This is a genomic window from Mycobacterium sp. ENV421, assembly GCF_002887815.1.
Lineage (GTDB): Bacteria > Actinomycetota > Actinomycetes > Mycobacteriales > Mycobacteriaceae > Mycobacterium.
This window is the reverse complement of sequence record NZ_PDHO01000032.1, coordinates 40,617-60,185: the sequence shown is the minus strand read 5'-3', so window position 1 is coordinate 60,185 and position 19,569 is coordinate 40,617. Positions and strand designations below refer to the sequence as shown.

Genomic DNA, 19,569 nt, shown 5'->3' with positions numbered 1-19,569 from the left:
CCGCCGACAACCACCCTACGAGCCAACAGGTCGCTTGACATCCCTTAGGAACTCACATCCCCGGGGGGTTTCGCCGGGTAGACTCCGGAGTTCTGCGGGCGTGGCGGAATGGAAGACGCGATGGCTTTAGGTGCCATTGCTCGAAAGAGCGTGTGGGTTCGAGTCCCTCCGCCCGCACAATCGGCCCTCGTGGCGCGCATCACAACGCCTTAAGTCTCAAACGGATCTCACGCCGGTCACAAAGCTAATCTGCTAGCTAGACTAACCTTTGAACTCTAAGCTCGGTCTCAGGTACTTGATGACGAACGGAGCTACGGTGATCGAGTTGGGCAAAGTCGGAGATGTCGTTTTCTTCGCGGCGGCGACACCGCGGCTCTGCCTGACAACCCATAAGAAAATGGCACCGAGAGTGGAGTACCGGTGAGCGATCCCATGATGACGTCTGTCGATCTGATCCGTTATGCGATCGCCGACCAGGTGCGTGAACTTGGCGGAGACACCGACAAGATCGATCAGATCGCCATGTCTGCTGCCTACGCTATTTTCATCGGCATGGCCGCCGACGCATCTCGCCAATCCCGCTGATCTGACGTTCGCCACGACCGTGGCTGACTAGGTCGCCACGTCCTTTTTCCTCCGGCCACTGATGGCCACAATTTTCGCTCCTCCGATCGCGCCCTCATCCGATCGGGAAGCGGTCTGACCCTGCATTGCCGCCCGGGATCACCGGGATGACGACAGCCGACGGATGGGCGGCGTCGTGCAGGATGGTCTGCGTTGCCTGCTGCGTCGCGGCGCTCTGCCCGAACGGCTCACCGGTGTTCGGGTTCGGTGCGAACTGCGGATAGTCGCTGCTGGAGATCTCCAGTCGGATCCGGTCGCCGGCACCGAACTCATAGCTCGTCGGCCAGATCGCGATGTGGTACTCGTAGGGCTGGTTCGCCACACCGGGTCGCGGGTCGGACAACGAGTCGCGGAACGCCGTCCGCACGATCCCGTTGTTGAGGTTGATGGCATCGCCGTCCGGCTTGACCACGATCAGCTTTGCGGTGAAGTCGGTGTCGACGGCCGACGACGACGCCCACAGGTCGACCGTCACCGGGCCGGTCACCTCGGTGTCGGCTGACAACGGATCGCTGCTGTAGACCAGCACATCGGAGCGCTGTTCGACCGGTATCTGGTCGTAGGGCCCCTGCGGTCCTGACCGCGCACCGCAACAGGAATGGCCGCCGACGCTGGGAGCCGGATCGGTCGGATCGTAGACGTAGTGGTCCGGTGTCTGACCCACGGCAGTTGCTGTCGTGGTCAATGTGCCGGTGCGCGAATCCATCTCGCCGTCGCCGGACAGGAAGTAACGGGTCCACTGGGTCTGGGGCAGCGGCCAACTCGGCGCCGACTTCCATCGGTTGGCGCCCATCAGGAAGTAGTCAACCCGCGGGGTGTCGCCAGAGGTCCCGTTGACGCCGTTGTTCACACCCTTGAGGAAATGGTCGTACCACTTCAGCATCAGCTCGTTGATCGGACTGGCGCCGACGGGCCCGATGTCCTTGAGCAGCGGTGCCGGTTCCGAACCTGGCCGGCCCCAGTCCAGATGGTCCCAGGGGCCGATGACGAGCCGTTGGTTCGCCCGGGCTTCGGGCGTGGCCGCCGACTTCACCATCCCGGTGAAGTTCTCCACGCCGCCGGCGAGGAATGCGTCGTACCAGCCCTCGACGTCGAGAACCGGCACCCGAACCGACGGATAGCGATCGCGGATGCTCCACTGTCGCCAGAAGTCATCCCGAGTCGAATGCGCGATCCAGTCGAAATACCACGGCGCCACAGCAGGATTCGCGGGCTGCAGCGGCGGCAGTGCGCGGTACGGCAGGAAGTTCAGCCACCGGGTCGAGTTCGCCGCCGCAGCCTTCAGGGCGGCGGCAGTCGGGTCGTCACGCCTGTTCTCGGCTGCGGTGGTGGCCAAACCGAGCGCCCAGGGCTGCACGAACGCCAGCCGGAACTCGCCACCCTCGTACATCCAGCCGTCGTAATAGTCCGATGCGGTGTTCGCCGGGACGATGGTGACCAGGTGTGGCGGCGACGCGGTGGCGGCCAGCCACTGGGTCGCGCCGACATACGATGAGCCGTACATGCCCACTTTGCCGTTCGACCCTGGCAGCGCGGCCGCCCACTCGACCGAGTCGTAGCCGTCGTCGCGATCATGGGTGAACTCGCTGAACGTGCCGCCGGACGAGCCCTGTCCCCGAACATCTTGGATGACAACGAGATAGCAGTGCGACGCGAACCAGTCGGGTGTCTGGTAGCGCGACGGCTGGACCTGGGCGCCGGACTTCCCGTACTGGGTGCGCATCAGGATCACCGGAACCGGGCCGGAATGCTCCGGCCGGTACACGTCGGCGCGCAGTACGGTTCCGTCGCGCATCCGGGCCGGCACGTCGGTCTGCTTGCTCACCGCACACGGGCCGCGGCCGGTCGAGGGCGGCCACGCCGAGTCGGTGACGCGTCGGCTCGACCCGCCGCACGCCGACAACACCAGGGCCAGCGCCAACATCACCGCGAGGGCACGCGTCGTTCGCACGTCTCCACGCTACGCAGTTGCGCTCAGATCATCTCTCGCGCGGTGAGCCACCGCATGATGGGCCAGCCCGCGAACACCGGCAGCCAGCACGTCAGAACGCGATACAGCAAAACAGCGGGCACACCGACGGCGGCGGGTACGCCGAAGGCGGCGAGTCCACCGATGAGGGCGGCCTCCACCGCGCCGACACCTCCGGGGGTGGGCGCGGCCGACGCCAGCGTGCCGCCGACCATCGTGACGATCGTGACGGTGACGAACGTGGTGTCACCGCCGAACGCCGAGATGCTGGCCCACAGCACCAGCGCCATTCCCAGAGTGGTTGTGGCACAACCGAGCACGATGATGGCCAATCGCTTGGGTTCGCGCATCAGGTCCAGCAGCTCACGGCCGACTTCTTGGAGCCGCGGCCGCAGCGCGGTGCCGAGCCACCGGCGTGCCTTGGGCACCAACAGGAATGTGCCCACGATGCCGAGCGCGACACCGCCGATCAGGTACAGCAATGTGGTGCTCGGCACGAAATGGGACAGGTCGGCGGTCGCGCCGGCGGCGACGCTGAACAGAATCAGCAGGGTCACGTGGGTGATCACCTGCACCGCCTGCTGAAGGGCCACCGCGGCGGTGGCACGCAGCGCGCCCAGCCCACCCTTCTGCAGGAATCGGGTGCTCAGCGCCAGCCCGCCGACACCCGCCGGGGTGGTGGTGGCGGCGAAGGTGTTGGCGAACTGCATGATGACCAGGTTCCGGAAGCTGACGAGCCCGGATGCGCACGCCCACAGCGCCGCTGCCGCACCGACATACGTCAGTGCGGAGACGGCCAGTCCGAGCAGGGCCCACCACCAGTTCGCATTGCGCAGCTCACTGAAGAAGGTGGGCACCGTGCTGATGAACGGGTAGGCGACGTAGACCAGTGCGACCAGCAGGACCAGCTGAATGACCTGCTTGCGGGTGAACCGGGTGATGGTCTCGGTCTTGATCTCGTCGGCGCCGGTCTGCCGCTTCACTTCGTCGCGGGCGGCGGCCATGACGGCCTTGGGATCGTTGACGGACTTGCGAATTCGGGCCGGGACCGCAGCCCGGGTCAGGCGCCGCGACGCCGTCAGTACGGTGTCCTTGCCCAGCGTGTGGACGGCAGCTTGCACGGCGGCTTCGGGACTGAACCGGTCGGACGTCGTCACCAGCAGTGCCGCGATGTCGGACTGGAGTTGCTCGTCGGTCGCGCCGTACTCGGAATTGCCGAATCCGCCGAACAACACCTTCCCGGAGTCGATCGTCATCTCCTTGAAACGCAAGTCGCCGTGCGCGATCTGGTGGCGGTGCAGCACTGCGAGTGAACCCCAGACTGAGGTCACCAGGGCCTCGTCACAGGCCGATTCGATCGGGGTGCCGAGCGGCGGGGTGTGGGCGTACAACGTCCACCCGCGTTCGAGCGCCGCGACCACCATCGTGGTGGTGTTGGACACCCCGAGGTCGCCGACCGCGATCGTCATCAGCGCGCGGTGTTCGACCGCGCGGCGCATCGAGGCCTGCAACGGCGCGGTTTCGGAGTCACGCAGAATGAGCCAGCGCCAGAACTGGCGCAGTGCACCGCCACTGCGCTGATTGGGCCCATACATCTCCAGGACCATCTGCGAACCGGCGTCGTCGGTCGCCGCCAACTCCAGCGGTCCGGACCCGGCGGGCCGCACCACCGTCAGCGACGTCACCAGAAAGCCACGGCGGGCCAGCGCGCGCACGGTTCCGTCGAGCGGCACTTCGAGTGCGGGGGTGCCCACCACCCAGACTGTCAGGGCACCGACGAACCAGCCGACCGACAGTCCGAGTAGCGAGCGGGCCGGCACCACCGCGCTGACGACCAGGTGGATCGGCACGAACGCCAGGAGCAGCGTCCACCACCATCGCCGCCAGCGGCCCGGCAGCCACGGCCCGGACACGGTCAGGACCGCGGCCAGCATGGCGATCCAGCGAGGATCGTCGAGGAATTGCGACAGGGTGGTCGACAGTCGCTCGGAAAGGTCGAAATGCCAGCGGGGCGCGGCGATCCCGTTGCCGGTGATCGACAGTGAGATCACGGCGAGGAATCCGGCGGCCACGTACGCCGCGAACAGCTTCCACTGCCGCGCACCGATCAGCCCGATCAGGATCACGAACGGCAACGCCAAGATCGCGACGCCGTAGGCCAGGTACACCAGGTTGGACTGGGTGGGGGTGAGGACACCCACGATCATCGAGACGGATTTCTCGAGTCCGACCCAGTCGTTACGGGTGATCAGCGAGCTGGTGATCACGATCACCAGGACGACGGTCGCCACCGCGAGTCGCACGATGTCGTTGGTCCGGCGGGTCAGCGGCAGCAGTACGTCGCCGGAGATGGCAACATCGCGTCCGTCAACTCGCACCGCTGCAACCTATCCCGACTTTCACCGGGGAGGTCTCATTGACCGCCCTCAGACGAAGCCGACGTAGCCCAGCAGTGCCGCGGCACCCACCACGATCAGCGGATTGGTCTTGGTCCGCACAAAGATGAGGGTGGCGACGCCGGTGATCAGGTACGCCCGCCAGTCGTGGTCGGCGGCTCTGCTCATGACCAGCGAGCTGGCCAGGATCAGTCCCACGGTCAGCGGAGCGAAGCCCTTCTCCACCGCGTAGCGCAGCTTGGACTTCTGGGCCTTCTGCCAAGAGACCGTGATCAGGTACATCAGGCCCGCCGCGGGGACCACCATCGCGATCGTGGCCAGCACGCCGCCGACGATGCCGCCGGCGACGCCGAAGGTGCCGAGACCGGCCGCGTACCCGACCAGCGCAACGATCAGGATGCTCGGGCCCGGTGCGGCTTGCGAGATCGAGAAGATGTCGGCGAACTGGGAGTTGGTCAGCCAGTGGTGCCCGGTCACCGCCTGCAGGTGCATGTCGGGCAGCACCGTGTTGCCACCGCCGATCGACAGCAGCGACAGCGAGCCGAACATGCCGATCAGCGCCAGGAAGGTCTTCATGCGTCGACCGGTTCCGGCTTCTTGCGGGGCCAGGCCCAGATCAGACTGAGCGGCGCCAGTATTCCCAACGTCAGCAGCAGGGGCCAGCGGAGCACCCCGTTGAGGACGAAGCTGGCCAAGAAGAAGGCCACCGGCATCAGGCCTTTGAGGCATTTCTGACCGGTCTGGATGACCATCGCGAGGGTCAGCGCGACGGCGGCCGCCGAGGCGCCGTGCAGGGCGCCCTTGATCGCGGGCACTTCCTTGAACGTGAAGTAGACGAAGCCGAGCGTCAGCACGATCGCGACGGGCATCAGGCACAGCCCGATCACGGCCGCGACGGCGCCGGCCAGACCTTTCATCTTGGTTCCGACGAATACCGCCAGGTTCACCTGATTGGCGCCGGGAACGATCCGGCACATCGTCATCGCGCTGAGGAACTCCTCTTCACCCAGCCACTGCTTCTCGACGACGATGACCTCGCGCGACCAGGCGCCCAGGCCGCCGCCGAACGAGGCCAGCGCGATGTGGTTGAAGGTCCGCGCGACCTCGAAGAGTGAGACCTTCTCCCGGGTCGAACCGGAATCACTCATGGACCAGGTCGTGGTCGTGTGGAAACTCGTCCTCGACGGGATGGTTCTTCTCGAGCGGGTCGGGTGGCTCGTAGTGGCTGGAGACCTGCCAGTCGCTTTTGAAGACCTCTTTGAGTCGAGCCACCACGTCCGGGTCATCGGTGGTGACGCCGAGTTCGCGGCGAAGGTCGAAGGCGCTGCGATCGATGTTCATCGACCCGACCAGAACTTCTCTGCCGTCGATGATCAACAGCTTGGCGTGCACTCTGAGGTTCTTCTGCTTGCGCACCTCGACGCCGAACCGGCGCAGCGTGCGCAGCGAGGCGAACGTGTCGAGGATGTCCCATTCGCTGATGCCGTGCTTGCCCCCGCACAGGACTCTGACCCTGACGCCGCGGTGGGCGGCCGCCGCGATGTGGTCGAGGATCACCGCGTCCACGTACTTGGGGTGCTGGATGTACAGCTTGCGCTCAGCGGAGTCGATGAACCGGGCCATGTGGTATCGGGAATTGGAGTTACTCCACAGCAGTCCTTCGTATCTGGGCGGCGTGAAGTCTCGATGTTCCCAGTCGGCGTTGAACACCTCGACGATCTGGGCGATGTGCAGAGGATCGTGGGTGATGATGCCGTAGTCGCGGGTGAGCGTGAAGTACTTGATCATGAGGTTGTAGGTCGCGACCATTGCCGCGCTCTCGTCGACGACGATTGACTTCTCGTGCGTCACATAGAATTTCGGGCTGGACCATTGCACGTCGATGCCGGCGCTCTTGAACGCCTCGTAGCTCTCGTCATTGGCCCGGTCGCCACCCGAGCGCTGCGGGTTGAGCATGATCCGCACGTCGACCCCGGCCTTCTTCCGGTCGATGGCAGCATCGATCAGGCTGGGCTCGGTGAAGGTGAATTGCTTTATCAGAAGCGACTTTTGCGCGCTCATGATGAAGTCGCGGACCGGTTCCAAACCGTCGTCTGGCTCGACGATCACGCGCGGGGCGTTAGCAGGCATAGGTTTCGGATGCTAGCACCAGAACTGCCCCGGCACTTTGCCGTTGGGTGAATGTCGGGGGCGCGTCGCGCTCGGTCGGCACCGTCGTGACTCAGGGTGCGGGTGCCGGAACAGTCGGATCTGCCAGCGCAAAGCCGAGTCCGGGTGGCACGTTGACGTCCGCGCCGGGCGCGGTGCCGGGCAGCGGCTCGCCAAGTTGCTCGTAGGGGACCTGGCCGAGCAGTGCCCCGTCCAGGGCGCCCTCGGAATACATCGCGTGCAGCCGGCGCAGGAAGGCCAGTCGGCCGGTTCCGGGCTGCTCGGCAGACGGGCCGATGCCGATGTCGGGCTCGCCCTGCCCCGGCGCGGCGGGAGCGACGTTCTGAGGCAGCAGGTATTGGTTGTTCAGGGCGTGCAGATCCGGGGGTGCTGCGGCAGCCGGCGCACCGGGTGCCGACGGAACCGGGTTCTGCCCCAGCAGAAGTCCCGGTGCGTACGCCGACAGATCGGGCAGCCCGAGTGGCCCGGCCGCGGGCTCACCGCTCTGGGCGAGAACGCTGCCCACCGACGCTTTCGGCGGCACCGGCGCCGGCACCCCAGGATCGGCCGGCACAGGATCTGCCGCTGCCGTTGGCGAACCGATGAGGATGGCACAGGCAGCGGCGGCAAGCGCCAACGTCGACACCAGCGTCCGGTCGCCCGTGCTCATCCCGCTCTGCCCTCCCGGCCTCGATCCTCGTCACACCGTAGTCGGCATTCGCCGCAACGATGCCGCGAACGGCGTCGACGACGCGGTCAGGGGATCGGGGGCGGCGGGGGAGGCAGTACCGGGTCCGCCGGCGCGGGCGGAGCGACCGGGGCCGCAGGATCTCCGGGCGGCGGGGGCGCCGCCGGATCGGGCAGGAATTGTTCAGGCCCGGCCGGGATGTTGATGTCCGGTGGCGGAGCCGTTCCCGGCAGCGGTTGCCCGAGTTGGTCGGCGGGCATGCGCCCGAGCGCCCCGTGGAGGAAGGCGTGCACGCCCTTCCACTGATTGACCCGGGCGAACGGGCCGTCCGCGCCCGGTCCCAGCTGATACGGGGACTGCTGGTCCGGGGTGGGCATGCTGTTGTTCTGCGCCATCAACAACTGCGCGCCGTTGAGGATGTCGGCACTCGGCGGCGCCGCGGGTGCGGTCCCCGCCAGCGCCGGAGCGGGGGTTTGGCCGAGCAGCAACTGGTTGCCGGCCGGGCCGCCGAGGATGCCCGCGAATCCGTTGACCGAATCCTGGATGGTCCCCGGCGACGGGATGAATCCTTGCGGGGCGGGCGGTGGCGGCGGGGCCGCCGGGTCGACCGGCAACGGCTCGTCGGCGGCGGCGGTCGCCATGGGTGCGACCGCCGCTCCGACAGCGAGCGCGGCCACGACCACGCCCTTGACGAACATCCTGTGCATCTGGCGAACCGCTGTCAGAAGACTTTGGTGACGCCGTAGTAGGCGACGATGTCGTCGGCATCGGTGCCCGAGCTGGTCAGCACCGCGTACGAGCGGAGTGACGATGCGCCGACGCAGTTGTCGATCTTGATGTGAATGTCCTTCAGCGTCACTCGGGCTGAGGTGCCCTTGAAGGACTTCTTGTCGACGACGACGTTGGTGATGGTGCCCGGGCGGGGATCGACCTCGATCTGTCCCTGGACGGGGAAGCTGATGGAGCCGGGCAGCGAGAGACCGCCGGTGCCGAGGCTGGCGTTGCCCAGGCTGGCGCCGACCGAGCCGATCAGTTTGACCTTGTCCATCTCGACGCCGCAGCCGACCTGGTAGCCGGCCTCGAGTGTGCCGCCCGACACCGACCCGGTGGTGGTGCCGGTGAACGTGCCACCGACGATCCAGTCGCGCGAGGACAGCGACGTCGTCAGCGGTGCCACCGGCAGCTGCGTCTCGTCTTTGGCGACCACCGTGAGCGTGCGGCCGTCGGGCGTCTTGGCGATGCCGGGAACCTCGGAGGCGACGGCACCGTTGTCCGGTGGTGGGGGAGGAGCACCTGCGTCAGCGACGGGCGGCGCCGCCGGATCGGCCGGGTCGGCCAACGCGAGCGGGGTCGCTCCCATCGGGATCAGCATGCAAACTGCAGCCGCGGTGGCAAAGCGATGCAACATAACCTGTCGGCGCCTTCCGTCTGTCACTGGTGAATTTCTCTGGGAAATCATGGATTTGTGGGGTGTCCAGTCGGTGAACGAGGCGTCAACACTCAGCGCCCCGGATACATCTACTGGGCGTTCTCGCGGGTAGTGCCAGGTGCTGCATTTCGGCTGCCCACCACCGCGTCGTGACGGGCAGCCGAGTGCGAGAACGACAATGTGAAGTTGTTAAACGGCTTTCGTGACGCCGAGGTAGGTGACAACGTCGTCGGTGTTGTCGGTCGAGCTGGTCAGCGTGGCGTACGAGCGGATGAAGGACTGCCCTGCACAACCGTCGATCTTGATACGGAACCCGGTGATGGAGATTCGCGGCGCGGTGCCCTTGAACGACTTCTTGCCCACCGGAACGATGTTCACGACGCCGGGCTTGAGGTCGATCTTCATCTGGTAGGCCGCCGACAGGCCGAGGGTGACGGGCAACAGCGAGCCGTTCACGATCGGAATGCCGACGCCCGGGGTGATGCCGCCGGTGGCGATCGACTCGATGTCGTCCTGGATGATGCCGCAGCCGATCTGGTAGCCGGCCTCCAGGGTGCCGCCCGAAAGCTTGGTGCTGCCGCCGCCGGTCACCGATCCGGTGAAGGTGCCGTCGACCAGGTACTCACGGGACCACGGCGAATTGGTCAGGGAGGAAACCGGTTCCATGGACTCGTCCTTGCCCGACACGTTGAGCACCCAGCCGTCGGGCGTCTTGAGAACCCCGGGCGCGGCGGAGGGCATCGGTCCCGCGGGCCCGCCGGGCGCGGGGGCTGCGTTGGCAACAGGTGCCACGTTGGGATCGGCCGGCGGGTCGGCCAGCGCCAGCGGCGCCGCCCCGATGGGAGCCAGCAGGCAGACTCCAGCCAATGCGGCAAAGCGTTTCAACATGTCGTGTTGGCGCCTCTCGTAGTTGATAACCACTGTGTCGTTCGGAGGAATCATTGAGTTGGCGGGTGACTGGCCGGTTAACGCCGCCCCAACAATTCCCGCCCGATTACCGTCTACCGAGCGTCATTTCGGGCCGCCGATCGCCGAAGAGGTGCGATCCGGTCTCGAGGTGGTTCCAACTCGGTGCGTCGCCGGTGATGCAGACACCCGATGGATCCTTCAGCGGCCCCGGCTGTTGGTCACCTGTTAACCATCCCGACAGGTATTACGTCGATCATCGCTGTCGTCCTGACCCTACGGAACCCTGACGCAACGGATCCCGGGTTGGGCTGGTTTGGGACTTCCAGCCGGACGGTTCGGGGGAGCCCACGATCCAGGAGGAAGCAATGAGATCACCGCAATACGGCCGCATTCTGACTGCCACAGTGCTGGTGTCGGCCTCGGCGTTGTTGAATGCACCTGCCGCGCTTGCCGACCCGGACCCGCAGACCGACCAGCCGGCACCGGGGCCGGGCGTCGTCGCGGCGGTCGTCGCCGCTCCACCTCTGGACGCACCGCCGGATGCGGCTCCGTCCAGTGCGGTACCCGACGCCTGCAAGCAGTTCGGGATGGCGCTGGACCATGCGTCGTCGTACTACGAGGACTTCGCCTACGACTCGGCGGGCGGCGGGAACAGCGTCAACTACAACGATCCGAACGTTGCCAATGCAAATGTCTACGGCCGTACCGCATTACGTGAGTCCGCCGCTGCCGCCATGTCGGCAGCGTCGGCGCCCGGTCTGCCCAATGACATCGCCGCCCCCATGCGGTCATGGTCGTTGCGGGCCACAAAGCTGTTGATAATCATGGGGATTCGTGGTGGCGGTGACTCGCTGAACTCGACCGCGAATGACATGAACACCGACGCCAACAATGTGCAGATGGCGTGTGCGATGAACGGCGCGCGCGCCTGACCCGAAAATCAAACGCGCTGAGTCGAAATCGGCCCCCTCCTCTCGGAGGGGGCCGATTTCTTGATCGTGACGGGTTATCCGCCTGCGCCGCCGCTGCCACCCTTGCCGCCGGTCGGGCCGAGGCCGCCGGAGCCGAGGTGACCACTCGCGCCGGAGGTGGCGCCGCCCTTGCCGCCGTTGCCGCCGTTGCCACCCTTTCCGCCGGTGATCACGCTGCCACCGCCGGTGGCCCCGGTGCCGCCGGCGCCGCCGGTACCCGTGGTCGCGCCGTTACCGCCGTTGCCGCCGGCACCGCCGGAGCCACCACTGAAGCCGCCGAAGCCGCCGAGGCCGCCGTTGGCGCCCTTGCCGCCGGTGGCGCCGCCGCCGCCCTTACCGCCGGCACCGCCTGCGCCACCATTGTTGCCGGCCATGCCGCCCCTGCCGCCGGTGCCGCCGGTGCCGCCCGCCCCCGTCGTGCTGGTGCCGCCGTCGCCGCCGGTCGCACCCGCGCCACCATTGCCGGCCACGCCACCTGCGCCACCGCTGCCACCGGTGCCGCCGCTACCGGCCGCGCCGGTTCCGCCTGCGCCGCCCGCACCACCGGTGCCGCCGGCGCCACCGCTGCCCGACCCGAGGCCACCGGCACCGCCGGTGCCGCCGGTGCCGCCGTTACCACCGGTCGCGGTGCCCGCACCGCCTGCGCCGCCTGCGCCGCCTGCGCCGCCGGCCGCGGAGCCGTAGAAGCCACCCTTGCCACCGTTACCGCCCGCGCCGCCGTCGGTTCCGGCCGCGCCGCCGCCGTAGCCCGCGCCACCCGCGCCGCCCGCACCCGCGGAGCCGCTGCCGAGGACGGGCATGCTCGCGGCGTTGCCGCCGTTGCCACCCTTGCCGCCGGCCACCCCGGCGGTCGTGCTGGCGCCGCCGGCGCCGCCGGAGCCGCCGCTACCGGCGAACGGGCCGGCGTTGCCGCCGTTGCCGCCCGCACCGCCGGCGATGCCCTTGCCGCCGTTGCCGCCGCCGCCGCCGAACAGCGCGCCGCTGGAGGAGCTTCCGGCGATCAGGCCGCCGTTGCCGCCGTTGCCGCCCGCGCCGCCGTTGATGCTGGCGCTGGTGGCGTCGCCGCCGTTGCCGCCGTTGCCGTACAGCCCGGCGCTACCGCCGTTTCCGCCGTTGTATCCATTGCCACCGTTGCCCATCAGCAGGCCGCCGCGGCCGCCATTGCAGGAGGCGCTGGCGCACTGCGCGTCGGCGGCGCTGTAGCTGTAGCCGTTACCGATGAGCAAGCCACCGTTGGGGTGCTCGGCTGTGCCGTTGCCGATGAACTCCGCGACGAAGCTGCTGGCGTTGGCCGAGGCGGCGGCCGTCGGGGTGGACGCCTTGGAGTTGTTGCCGGCAAGGCTGTTACCGAACAGCAGCAGATCCGACTCGCTTGACGTCAGTTTGTACGCCGGCGATGCCACCGTTGTGGTGGCATCGGTGGTGGCGAACAAGACGGCCGCACCCACCATCGCCGCACCGGCGACGCCCGTGGTGACGAAGGCTGGCGCAGCCACCCGGAGCGATTTCTTGCGGTGTTTGGACAAGGTCGAATTCCCTTCGAAGAAGACGTTCAGTCCGGCAAATGCGCCGAGTGGTCCCTGACAAAGGAATCCAAGGAGACAACCCTTACCTCGGACTGGACCCCACTTGACGTGCTGCCGAACTTCGTGCAAACGCCAGCTGAACTCGACCTGTAAAAGCCGTCGTAATGGCTATTTGCAGAGTTCGGCAATCTTGCTGTTCGTCTTCTCCGCGTTGCTCAGCCGCTCGGCCTGCTTCGGGTCGGTGTTGGGCGCACCGGCTAACGCGTTCATCGAAATATCCTGCAGCCCGGTCGCGAAGCCGCGAATCGCATCGGCCAGATCGCCCGGGGTGGCCGGGCTCAGGTGGGCGAGAAGGTAGGTCGCGCCGCCCGCCATGGCCAGCCGTGCGTTGGCGGCCACCCCCTGGACTTCGGCGCCCGGGTCGGCGTGGGTCTGCAATGACACCGCTTCGCTGACCGTGCGGTAAGCGTCGCAGGCGGTCGTCTTCGGGTCACCGGTCTGCCGTGCGGCGGTCGGCGCCGGATTCGACGGAGTCGGCCGGAAGAGAGCCCATCCGGCGAGGGCCACCGCGATCACCGCGATCACCAGCGCGACGGGCGCGAGCCAGCCCACCGAGGATCGGGATTGGCGGGTGGGGCGGTGCGATGTCGACGTCGTGGCGTCCACATCGTCGGTAGGCTCCGGCATACCCACGATCCTAATCACGTTCCCTGGCAAAGCCGTAAACGCGTATTCTGGCTGCGCGGAAAGGCCTTGGGGGGTGTGGCGATGACGATGCGCTGGGGGCGACGGCTCGGGTGCCTGGTGGCCGGCGCCGGTGTGGTGGTCGGTGTGGTGGCCGGGGTGCCCGCAGGGGTGGCGCAGGGCTGCCCGGCCGGGCACGTCAATAACGAGTACACCGGCCAGTGCTATCTCGAGGGCAATGCGCCCACCATCAACGGCGTGCCGTGTGTGGCGAGCAATCTTGGTTTGTGCCAATCGTTTCGGCAGAATCAGCAGCCGCCGAAGAAGCCGTATACCGCAATCGGCTAACTGCGGGTCAACGTCTTGGTCATCAGCCGCTGCATCCAGTTCGGCGACACCTGCGACAGTGCGGCCAGCACGGTGGTCTGGCGGCCCACCGCATAGTGCACCTTGGCCAGTCGCCCGCGGCGGTGCGTGGCCGAGTAGACCGCGGCTGCCACGTCGTCGGGCTTCAGGTTGACGCCCAGCGATTTGGTGCTGCCGGTCTCGACGCCGTCGGTCATCGCGGTTTTGACGAACAGCGGCCACATCGCCAGCACCCGGATTCCGTACCGGCGCCATTCGAGTTCCAGCGCCTCGGTCAACGCACGCAGCGCGAACTTGGTTGCCGAGTAGGTGGCGAGTTCGGGCTGGCCGTACAGCGCGGAGGCCGAACACATGTTGACCACCTGGGCGCCCGGGGTGTCGCGCAGGTAGGGGAATGCGGCATGCAACCCGGTCAGCGCACCGGTGAAGTTGATGTCCACCATCTGCCGGTGAACACCGAGCGGGACGTCGGCGAACGGGCCTGTGGTCAGAACTCCGGCATTGTTCACCAGGACATCGAGTTTTCCTGTGCTGCGGGTGAATTCACGCAGTCGAGCCGACCACTGATCGGCGCTCGTGACGTCGAGCTCGCCGATCTTGACGTCACCTCCGAGCGCGACGATCTCGTCGCGCAGCGCGGCGAGCCCGTCGAGGTCGATGTCGTATGCGCCGACCCGGTAGCCGTTTCGGGCGAAGGTCAGTGCGGTCGCCCGCCCGATACCCGCGGCGGCTCCGGTGATGAAGACGCCGGGTGCGCTCATGTCATACGACTTTCAGGTGTGGGATGTGTACCTCGGGTTCCGAGGCGATGCGGTCGTTGGCTGCGGCCATCGCGGTGTCGACCCGCACGGCTGCGGTCTGGCAGGCCGCGGTGGCCTTGCGGCCCAGCCCTCCCACGTCGTCGGCGGCGTTGCGCAGATACGCCGTCAGTGTGACGCGCAGCCGGTCACCGACCAGGGCCAGACGATTGCGGAACCGATCGTCGACCGTCACGGTGACGTAGGGCAGTTCGAGTTTGATCATGAGCGCCTCCAGAGCCGTTCTTGTCGAATGTAGACGACATCGGCGGCGAGTCGGGCCCGTGCGGTCAGGGCCGCACGCCGATCGTCTTGGAGTTCAGGTACTCCCGGTAACCCTCATCGCCGTTGCGGTGGCCGAGACCGCTCTGTTTGGTGCCGCCGAACGGGCTGGTGATCCCGAAGAACGAGTGACCGTTGGTGGTGACGCTGCCGGTGCGCAGCCGCAGTGCGATGTTCAACGCGCGGTCGTCGTCGCCGCTGGTGACGTCGCCGGACAGTCCGTAGATGGTGTTGTTGGAGATCTCGACGGCCTCGTCATCGCTGTCGTAGGGGGTCACGGTGATCACCGGCCCGAAGATCTCGGTCTGCGCGATCTCCGACGTCGGGTCGACGTCGGCGAGCAACGTCGGCTGCACGTAGTAGCCGGTCGGCAGATTCTCCGGGATCCCGCCACCGGTGATCAGCCTGGCGCCGTCGGCGATCCCGGACCGGATCAGGCGCAGCGTCTTCTGCCGCTGCACGGCGCTGATCTGTGGGCCCTGCATGATGCCCGGCGTCCACGGGTCACCGACCGGGAACTGCTCCATCATGGCCTTGAGGATCTCGAGACCTTCGTCATAGCGGCTGCGCGGCAACAGGACTCGGCTGCTCAGGATGCAGCTCTGACCGGACATCACGCAGGCGAACATCGCCGCCATCGGCAGGCAGGCGGTGAAGTCCGCGTCGTCGCAGACGATGTGAGTCGACTTGCCGCCGAGTTCCAGCAGCGTCTTCTTGACCGTCGAGGCGCCGGCGGCCAGGATCGCCCGCCCGGTGGCGGTGGACCCGGTGAAGGTGATCATGTCCACCCGCGGATCGGCCGACAGTGCCGCGCCCACCTCGTTGGCGTTGGAGGTGACGACATTGAACACCCCGGCGGGGATGTCGGTCTTCTCGGCGATGATGCGGCCGAGCTCGGTGCCTGACCACGGCGTCAGCTGCGCGGGTTTGAGGACGACGGTGTTGCCGGCCATCAGCGCCGGGACGGTCTCGGCGATGTTCAGGTAGAACGGCACGTTCCACGGGGTGATCGCGCCGACGACGCCGACCGCGTCGTACTGGATCTTGCGCCGCGCCGGGCCGAGTTGGGTCTCGTGGATGCCGGTGTCGACCAGATAGTCGAAGTTGCGGCCGTGGTCGGCCCAGTGCTTCACCTCGGCGATCGGGCTCTCGATCTGGGAGCCGCTGACCGAGACCGGACAGCCGACCTCGGTGATCACGATGCGCCGCAACCGTTCCTGTTCGTCGGTCAGCGCCTCGTGCAGCTGAGTGAGGCAGTGGTAGCGGAAGTCCAGATCGCGGGACCAGTCGCCTTCGTCGAACGCCCGGCGTGCGGCGGCGGTCGCCCGCTCGATGTCGGTGACCGTCCCGTCGGTGGCCTGCCCCACCACCTCCTCGGAGGCGGGATGCTCGACGTCGAACAAGGCCCCGGAGTCGGTGAGCCGAAGCTCCCCGTCGATGAGCATTCGCTGCTCGCCGGCCAGCACACCCGTGTCAGCGTCGACATTGGTCATTGCATTTACCCCTCGTGCCGTGGAAATCTGTCACCCGAAATACGAGAACCTGATTCTCACACGAGAGGAACGCCGTGGCTATGGCTTCTAAGGGATATGTCATCTTGACCGAGGAAATCCACGACCCGGAGGGGATGAAGGCCTACGGAAAAGCCGCGGGCGCCGCGATGGGCGGGGTCAAAGTGCTCGCCGTCGACGCCAAACCGCAAGTGCTCGAAGGTGATTGGCACGGACACCAGACCGTTGTGCTGGAATTCGAGTCAGTCGAAGCCGCGCAGTCCTGGTACGACTCGGATGCCTACCGCGCCGCGCGGGAGCTGCGGCACGCCGCCGCAACCACCAATGCGGTGATCCTGTCGGGGTTCTAGCCCCAGTCGTGCTCGGCGCCCCTCTCGCGATACCAGTCGATCAGATCCGGGTCGTCGATCGAGCGCGGGTCCAGTGACACGTCGGTGTGCCCGGCCATGATCGCGGTCACCGGTACCTCCAGTTTCTTGCCGGTGCGGGTGTGCGGGATCCCGGGTGCGGAAATGATGTCGTCGGGTATGTGGCGCGGCGAGAGTTTGGTGCGGATCGCCGAACGGATGGTGTCGACCAGTTCGTCGTCGAGCACCCGCCCCGGTGCCAGCGTGACGAACAATGGCATCCAGTAGGCGCCGTCCGGTCCGTCGATGCCCAGTACGAACCCCTCGGTCACCGCGTCGATGGCCTCGACGACCTCGTAGATGTCGGCCGAGCCCATCCGTATCCCATGCCGGTTGAGGGTGGCGTCGCTGCGCCCGTGGATGATCAGTGCGCCGCTCTCGGTGACGGTCACCCAGTCGCCATGCCGCCACACGTGCGGCGCCGGTCCGTCTGCCCATTCGTGATCGAAATAGGCTGCGCGGTAACGGGACCCGTCGTCGTCGTTCCAGAATCCCACCGGCATCGACGGCATCGGCACGGTGATCACCATCTCGCCTACCTCGTTGACCAGCGGCTCTCGCTGCGGTGACCAGCTGTAGAGAGCCACCCCGAGGTAACGCGTGGTCAGCTCTCCCGGCACCACCGGCAGGCCGGCGGTGCCGCCGGCGAAGGCGGTCACCACGTCGGTGCCACCGCTGATCGAGGAGACCGCCACGTGCTCACCGACGTGCTCACGCACCCAGTCGAACAGGTCGGCCGGCAGCGGCGAGCCCGTGCTGCCGATCGTCGTCAAGAGGCGCAGATCATGTTGGGCGCCCGGATGCAGGTCGGCCTTGCGCGACGCCAGCAGATGGCCGGGGCTGGTGCCGAAGTAGGTGACCTTCTCGTCTTCGAGCAGCTGCCAGAGTCGGTCGGCGTCCGGACACAGGGGGTGTCCGCTGTAGCAGACCACGGTCGAGCCGCACAGCAGTCCGGCGATGCGGAAATTCCACATCATCCAGCTCAACGCCGTCTGCCAGAAGAAGACGTCGCCGGGGCCCAGATCTCCATGTAGCGCAGCCGCTTTCAGATGTTCGAGCACCACACCGCCGTGACCGTGCACGATGCCCTTCGGGCGGCCGGTGGTGCCGGAGCTGAACAGCACCCACAGGGGGTGGGCGAACGGGACGGCGGTGACCTCGGGGTCGACCGGGTGGGCCACGAGCGCGCGGTAGTCGTCGCTGTCGAGCACCACCAGATGCGGCCGGCCGGGCAGCAGGGTCAGTAATTCGTCGGTGTCGCTGCGCTTGTCGAACCAGCGCCCGTTGAGCCGGTAGCCGTCTGCGCTGAACAACACCTTGGGTTCCAGTTGCGCCAGTCGTGATGCGGCACCCTGGGGTGCGTAGTCCTGTCCGCATGCCGACCAGACCGCCCCGAGCGTGGCGGTCGCCAGGAACGCGATCATCGCCTCGGCCACGTCGGGCAGGTATCCCGCCACGCAGTCCCCGGTTTGCACCCCGAGCCTGCGCAGTTCGGCGGCCACCGCGCCGACCCGGCCGGCAAGCTCGGCCCAGCCGATCTCGGTTCGGGTGCCGTCCTCGTCGATGCCGACGATCGCCGCACCGGGGCGCCCGGCATGCCGAAGGATCTGGTCGACGTAGTTGAGCCGGACGCCGGGAAACCAGACGGCGCCGGGCATCGTGGCGTCGGCGAGCACCGCCTCGTCACCCGACCCGGGACCAACCTCGGCGCGTATGTCACAGTGCTCCCACAGTGCGCGCCAGAACCGAGCGGGATGGTCGACCGACCACTGCCACAGGTCGGCGTAGCCGCCGCTGGGGGCGCCGTGGCGTGCCGCCGTGGTCGCGGCGAACTGCTTCCACTGGGGTTCTGGGCCCGGCATTGTGATCCTCGCGTCCGCTGGGTAAACGTCACTCGCTGTCGCGCTCACTCAACAAGTACCGCCCTGAGCAGTCAACCCTGCGACGCAAACCCTCTCGAAGGTGTTCGCAGTGCGGTAATCGGACGATCAGGTGTTCACTCATTGAACGCTAGGATCCCGATCTGTGACCGACAGACCCAATGTGGTGGCACGTGTCGCCGCGTTGCTGGGTGCGGTCGGGTCCGCGGAACCCGCCGGCGCATCGACGACGGAGGTGGGCAAGGCTGCCGCGCTTGCCCGCCCGACCGCCCATCGGCTGCTCACCTCGCTGGCCGACGTCGGGCTGATCGACCGGGACAGCAAGACCGGGCGATGGCTGCTCGGCCCGGAGATGTATCTGCTGGGCGCCGTTGCCGCCAACCGTTACGACGTCACCGACAAGGCCCGCGAGGTGGTCGCCCGCCTGGCCGCCGAGACCGGCGAGAGCGCCTTCTTCTCGGCCCGGCGCGGCGACGAGACGGTCTGCCTGCTGAGCGTCGAGGGCAGTTTCCCGCTGCGGTCCCACGTCCTGCGCGAGGGCATCAGGTTTCCCCTCGGGGTGGCCTCGGCCGGGCTGGCGATCCTGAGCCATCTGCCCGCCGACGAGGTCGACGACTACTTCTCGCGGGCGCTGCCTGCGGCCGACTGGGGTGACGAGCACACCGAGGAGTCGATCCGGGCGAGGATCGAGGCGACCCGTCTCACGGGATACGCGGTCAACCCGGCGTTGATCGTGGAGGGCAGCTGGGGGATCGCGGCGGCGGTGTTCGACCAGAACGGCCGGCCGGCGTGGGCGCTGAGCCTCACCGGGGTGGAAACCCGCTTCAAAGCCGACCGGCGCCAGGAACTCGGAACGCTGCTGCTCGAGCAGGCGCACGTGCTCTCCGGACGGCTCAGCTCGTAGAGCTGGAAGCCTCACCAGCGCTTTCGGCGGATTCTGCACACGACTTGCCCAAAGCGGTATTGGCATTCTCATAAACTG

The 19,569-nt window shown here is 67.4% G+C and carries 20 protein-coding genes and 1 tRNA gene; 6 read left to right on the top strand and 15 right to left on the bottom strand.

Annotated features, from left to right (window positions below):
• Positions 1-94 precede the first annotated feature (94 nt).
• Positions 95-177 (top strand) — tRNA-Leu (locus CRM90_RS25320).
• Between the two features lie 243 nt (positions 178-420).
• Positions 421-585 (top strand): hypothetical protein, encoded by a 165-nt coding sequence (locus CRM90_RS30785; RefSeq protein ID WP_168214817.1) that lies wholly within the window; start codon positions 421-423, stop codon positions 583-585.
• Positions 586-679: 94 nt separating this feature from the next.
• On the opposite strand, the gene CRM90_RS25315 is transcribed toward CRM90_RS30785, so the two are convergent.
• From CRM90_RS25315 to CRM90_RS25275, 9 genes are all read right to left on the bottom strand, one after another.
• Positions 680-2,548: a CocE/NonD family hydrolase gene (locus tag CRM90_RS25315; RefSeq protein ID WP_102809655.1), complete on the bottom strand. Its 1,869-nt coding sequence runs from the start codon at positions 2,546-2,548 to the stop codon at positions 680-682.
• 50 nt (positions 2,549-2,598) lie between these two features.
• Positions 2,599-4,971, bottom strand: coding sequence for a lysylphosphatidylglycerol synthase domain-containing protein (locus CRM90_RS25310; protein WP_102809654.1), 2,373 nt, complete (start codon positions 4,969-4,971; stop codon positions 2,599-2,601).
• 48 nt (positions 4,972-5,019) lie between these two features.
• Positions 5,020-5,565: a chromate transporter gene (locus CRM90_RS25305; RefSeq protein WP_102809653.1), complete on the bottom strand. Its 546-nt coding sequence runs from the start codon at positions 5,563-5,565 to the stop codon at positions 5,020-5,022.
• Entirely contained in the window at positions 5,562-6,137 is a 576-nt protein-coding gene (locus CRM90_RS25300) for a chromate transporter (RefSeq protein WP_102809652.1), read from the bottom strand. Before CRM90_RS25300 ends, CRM90_RS25305 begins: the two co-directional genes overlap by 4 nt.
• Positions 6,130-7,119, bottom strand: a complete 990-nt coding sequence (locus CRM90_RS25295) for a phospholipase D-like domain-containing protein (RefSeq protein ID WP_102809651.1) — start codon at positions 7,117-7,119, stop codon at positions 6,130-6,132. Before CRM90_RS25295 ends, CRM90_RS25300 begins: the two co-directional genes overlap by 8 nt.
• Positions 7,120-7,210: 91 nt before the next feature.
• On the bottom strand, positions 7,211-7,807 hold the full coding sequence (locus CRM90_RS25290; RefSeq protein ID WP_102809650.1) for a hypothetical protein: 597 nt from the start codon (positions 7,805-7,807) through the stop codon (positions 7,211-7,213).
• Between the two features lie 86 nt (positions 7,808-7,893).
• A complete protein-coding gene (locus tag CRM90_RS25285; protein WP_142391451.1) occupies positions 7,894-8,532 on the bottom strand; it encodes a hypothetical protein in 639 nt (212 codons plus the stop codon).
• 14 nt (positions 8,533-8,546) lie between these two features.
• A complete protein-coding gene (locus CRM90_RS25280; RefSeq protein WP_102809648.1) occupies positions 8,547-9,233 on the bottom strand; it encodes an MspA family porin in 687 nt (228 codons plus the stop codon).
• A 210-nt stretch (positions 9,234-9,443) separates the two neighbouring features.
• The gene (locus tag CRM90_RS25275) at positions 9,444-10,142 is read right to left on the bottom strand and encodes an MspA family porin (protein WP_199190050.1); all 699 of its coding nucleotides are present in this window, start codon (positions 10,140-10,142) and stop codon (positions 9,444-9,446) included.
• Positions 10,143-10,528: 386 nt separating this feature from the next.
• Between CRM90_RS25275 and CRM90_RS25270 the strand changes: the two genes are divergently transcribed.
• Positions 10,529-11,095, top strand: coding sequence for an Rv2240c family protein (locus tag CRM90_RS25270; protein WP_102809646.1), 567 nt, complete (start codon positions 10,529-10,531; stop codon positions 11,093-11,095).
• Positions 11,096-11,169: 74 nt separating this feature from the next.
• Here CRM90_RS25270 and CRM90_RS31380 read toward each other — a convergent pair whose 3' ends face one another.
• Positions 11,170-12,273, bottom strand: coding sequence for a hypothetical protein (locus tag CRM90_RS31380; protein ID WP_502693320.1), 1,104 nt, complete (start codon positions 12,271-12,273; stop codon positions 11,170-11,172).
• Between the two features lie 555 nt (positions 12,274-12,828).
• Positions 12,829-13,347 (bottom strand): hypothetical protein, encoded by a 519-nt coding sequence (locus CRM90_RS25260; protein ID WP_102809645.1) that lies wholly within the window; start codon positions 13,345-13,347, stop codon positions 12,829-12,831.
• A gap of 81 nt (positions 13,348-13,428) precedes the next feature.
• On the opposite strand from CRM90_RS25260, the gene CRM90_RS25255 reads away from it, so the two are divergent.
• Positions 13,429-13,692, top strand: coding sequence for a hypothetical protein (locus CRM90_RS25255; RefSeq protein WP_142391450.1), 264 nt, complete (start codon positions 13,429-13,431; stop codon positions 13,690-13,692).
• On the opposite strand, the gene CRM90_RS25250 is transcribed toward CRM90_RS25255, so the two are convergent.
• From CRM90_RS25250 to CRM90_RS25240, 3 genes are all read right to left on the bottom strand, one after another.
• Positions 13,689-14,471, bottom strand: a complete 783-nt coding sequence (locus CRM90_RS25250) for an SDR family oxidoreductase (protein WP_102809643.1) — start codon at positions 14,469-14,471, stop codon at positions 13,689-13,691. The two genes, CRM90_RS25255 and CRM90_RS25250, sit on opposite strands and share 4 nt — an antisense overlap.
• 1 nt (position 14,472) lies before the next feature.
• Entirely contained in the window at positions 14,473-14,733 is a 261-nt protein-coding gene (locus CRM90_RS25245; RefSeq protein WP_083122032.1) for a hypothetical protein, read from the bottom strand.
• Positions 14,734-14,797: 64 nt separating this feature from the next.
• A complete protein-coding gene (locus tag CRM90_RS25240) occupies positions 14,798-16,282 on the bottom strand; it encodes an aldehyde dehydrogenase family protein (protein WP_102809642.1) in 1,485 nt (494 codons plus the stop codon).
• A 74-nt stretch (positions 16,283-16,356) separates the two neighbouring features.
• Between CRM90_RS25240 and CRM90_RS25235 the strand changes: the two genes are divergently transcribed.
• Entirely contained in the window at positions 16,357-16,650 is a 294-nt protein-coding gene (locus CRM90_RS25235) for a DUF1330 domain-containing protein (protein ID WP_199190049.1), read from the top strand.
• Here the strand turns inward: CRM90_RS25235 and CRM90_RS25230 are convergent.
• Positions 16,647-18,569, bottom strand: a complete 1,923-nt coding sequence (locus CRM90_RS25230) for an acetoacetate--CoA ligase (protein ID WP_102809640.1) — start codon at positions 18,567-18,569, stop codon at positions 16,647-16,649. The two genes, CRM90_RS25235 and CRM90_RS25230, sit on opposite strands and share 4 nt — an antisense overlap.
• A 163-nt stretch (positions 18,570-18,732) precedes the next feature.
• Here CRM90_RS25230 and CRM90_RS25225 point away from each other — a divergent pair, with 163 nt between their 5' ends.
• A complete protein-coding gene (locus CRM90_RS25225) occupies positions 18,733-19,491 on the top strand; it encodes an IclR family transcriptional regulator (RefSeq protein WP_102809639.1) in 759 nt (252 codons plus the stop codon).
• The last annotated feature ends 78 nt before the right edge of the window (positions 19,492-19,569 follow it).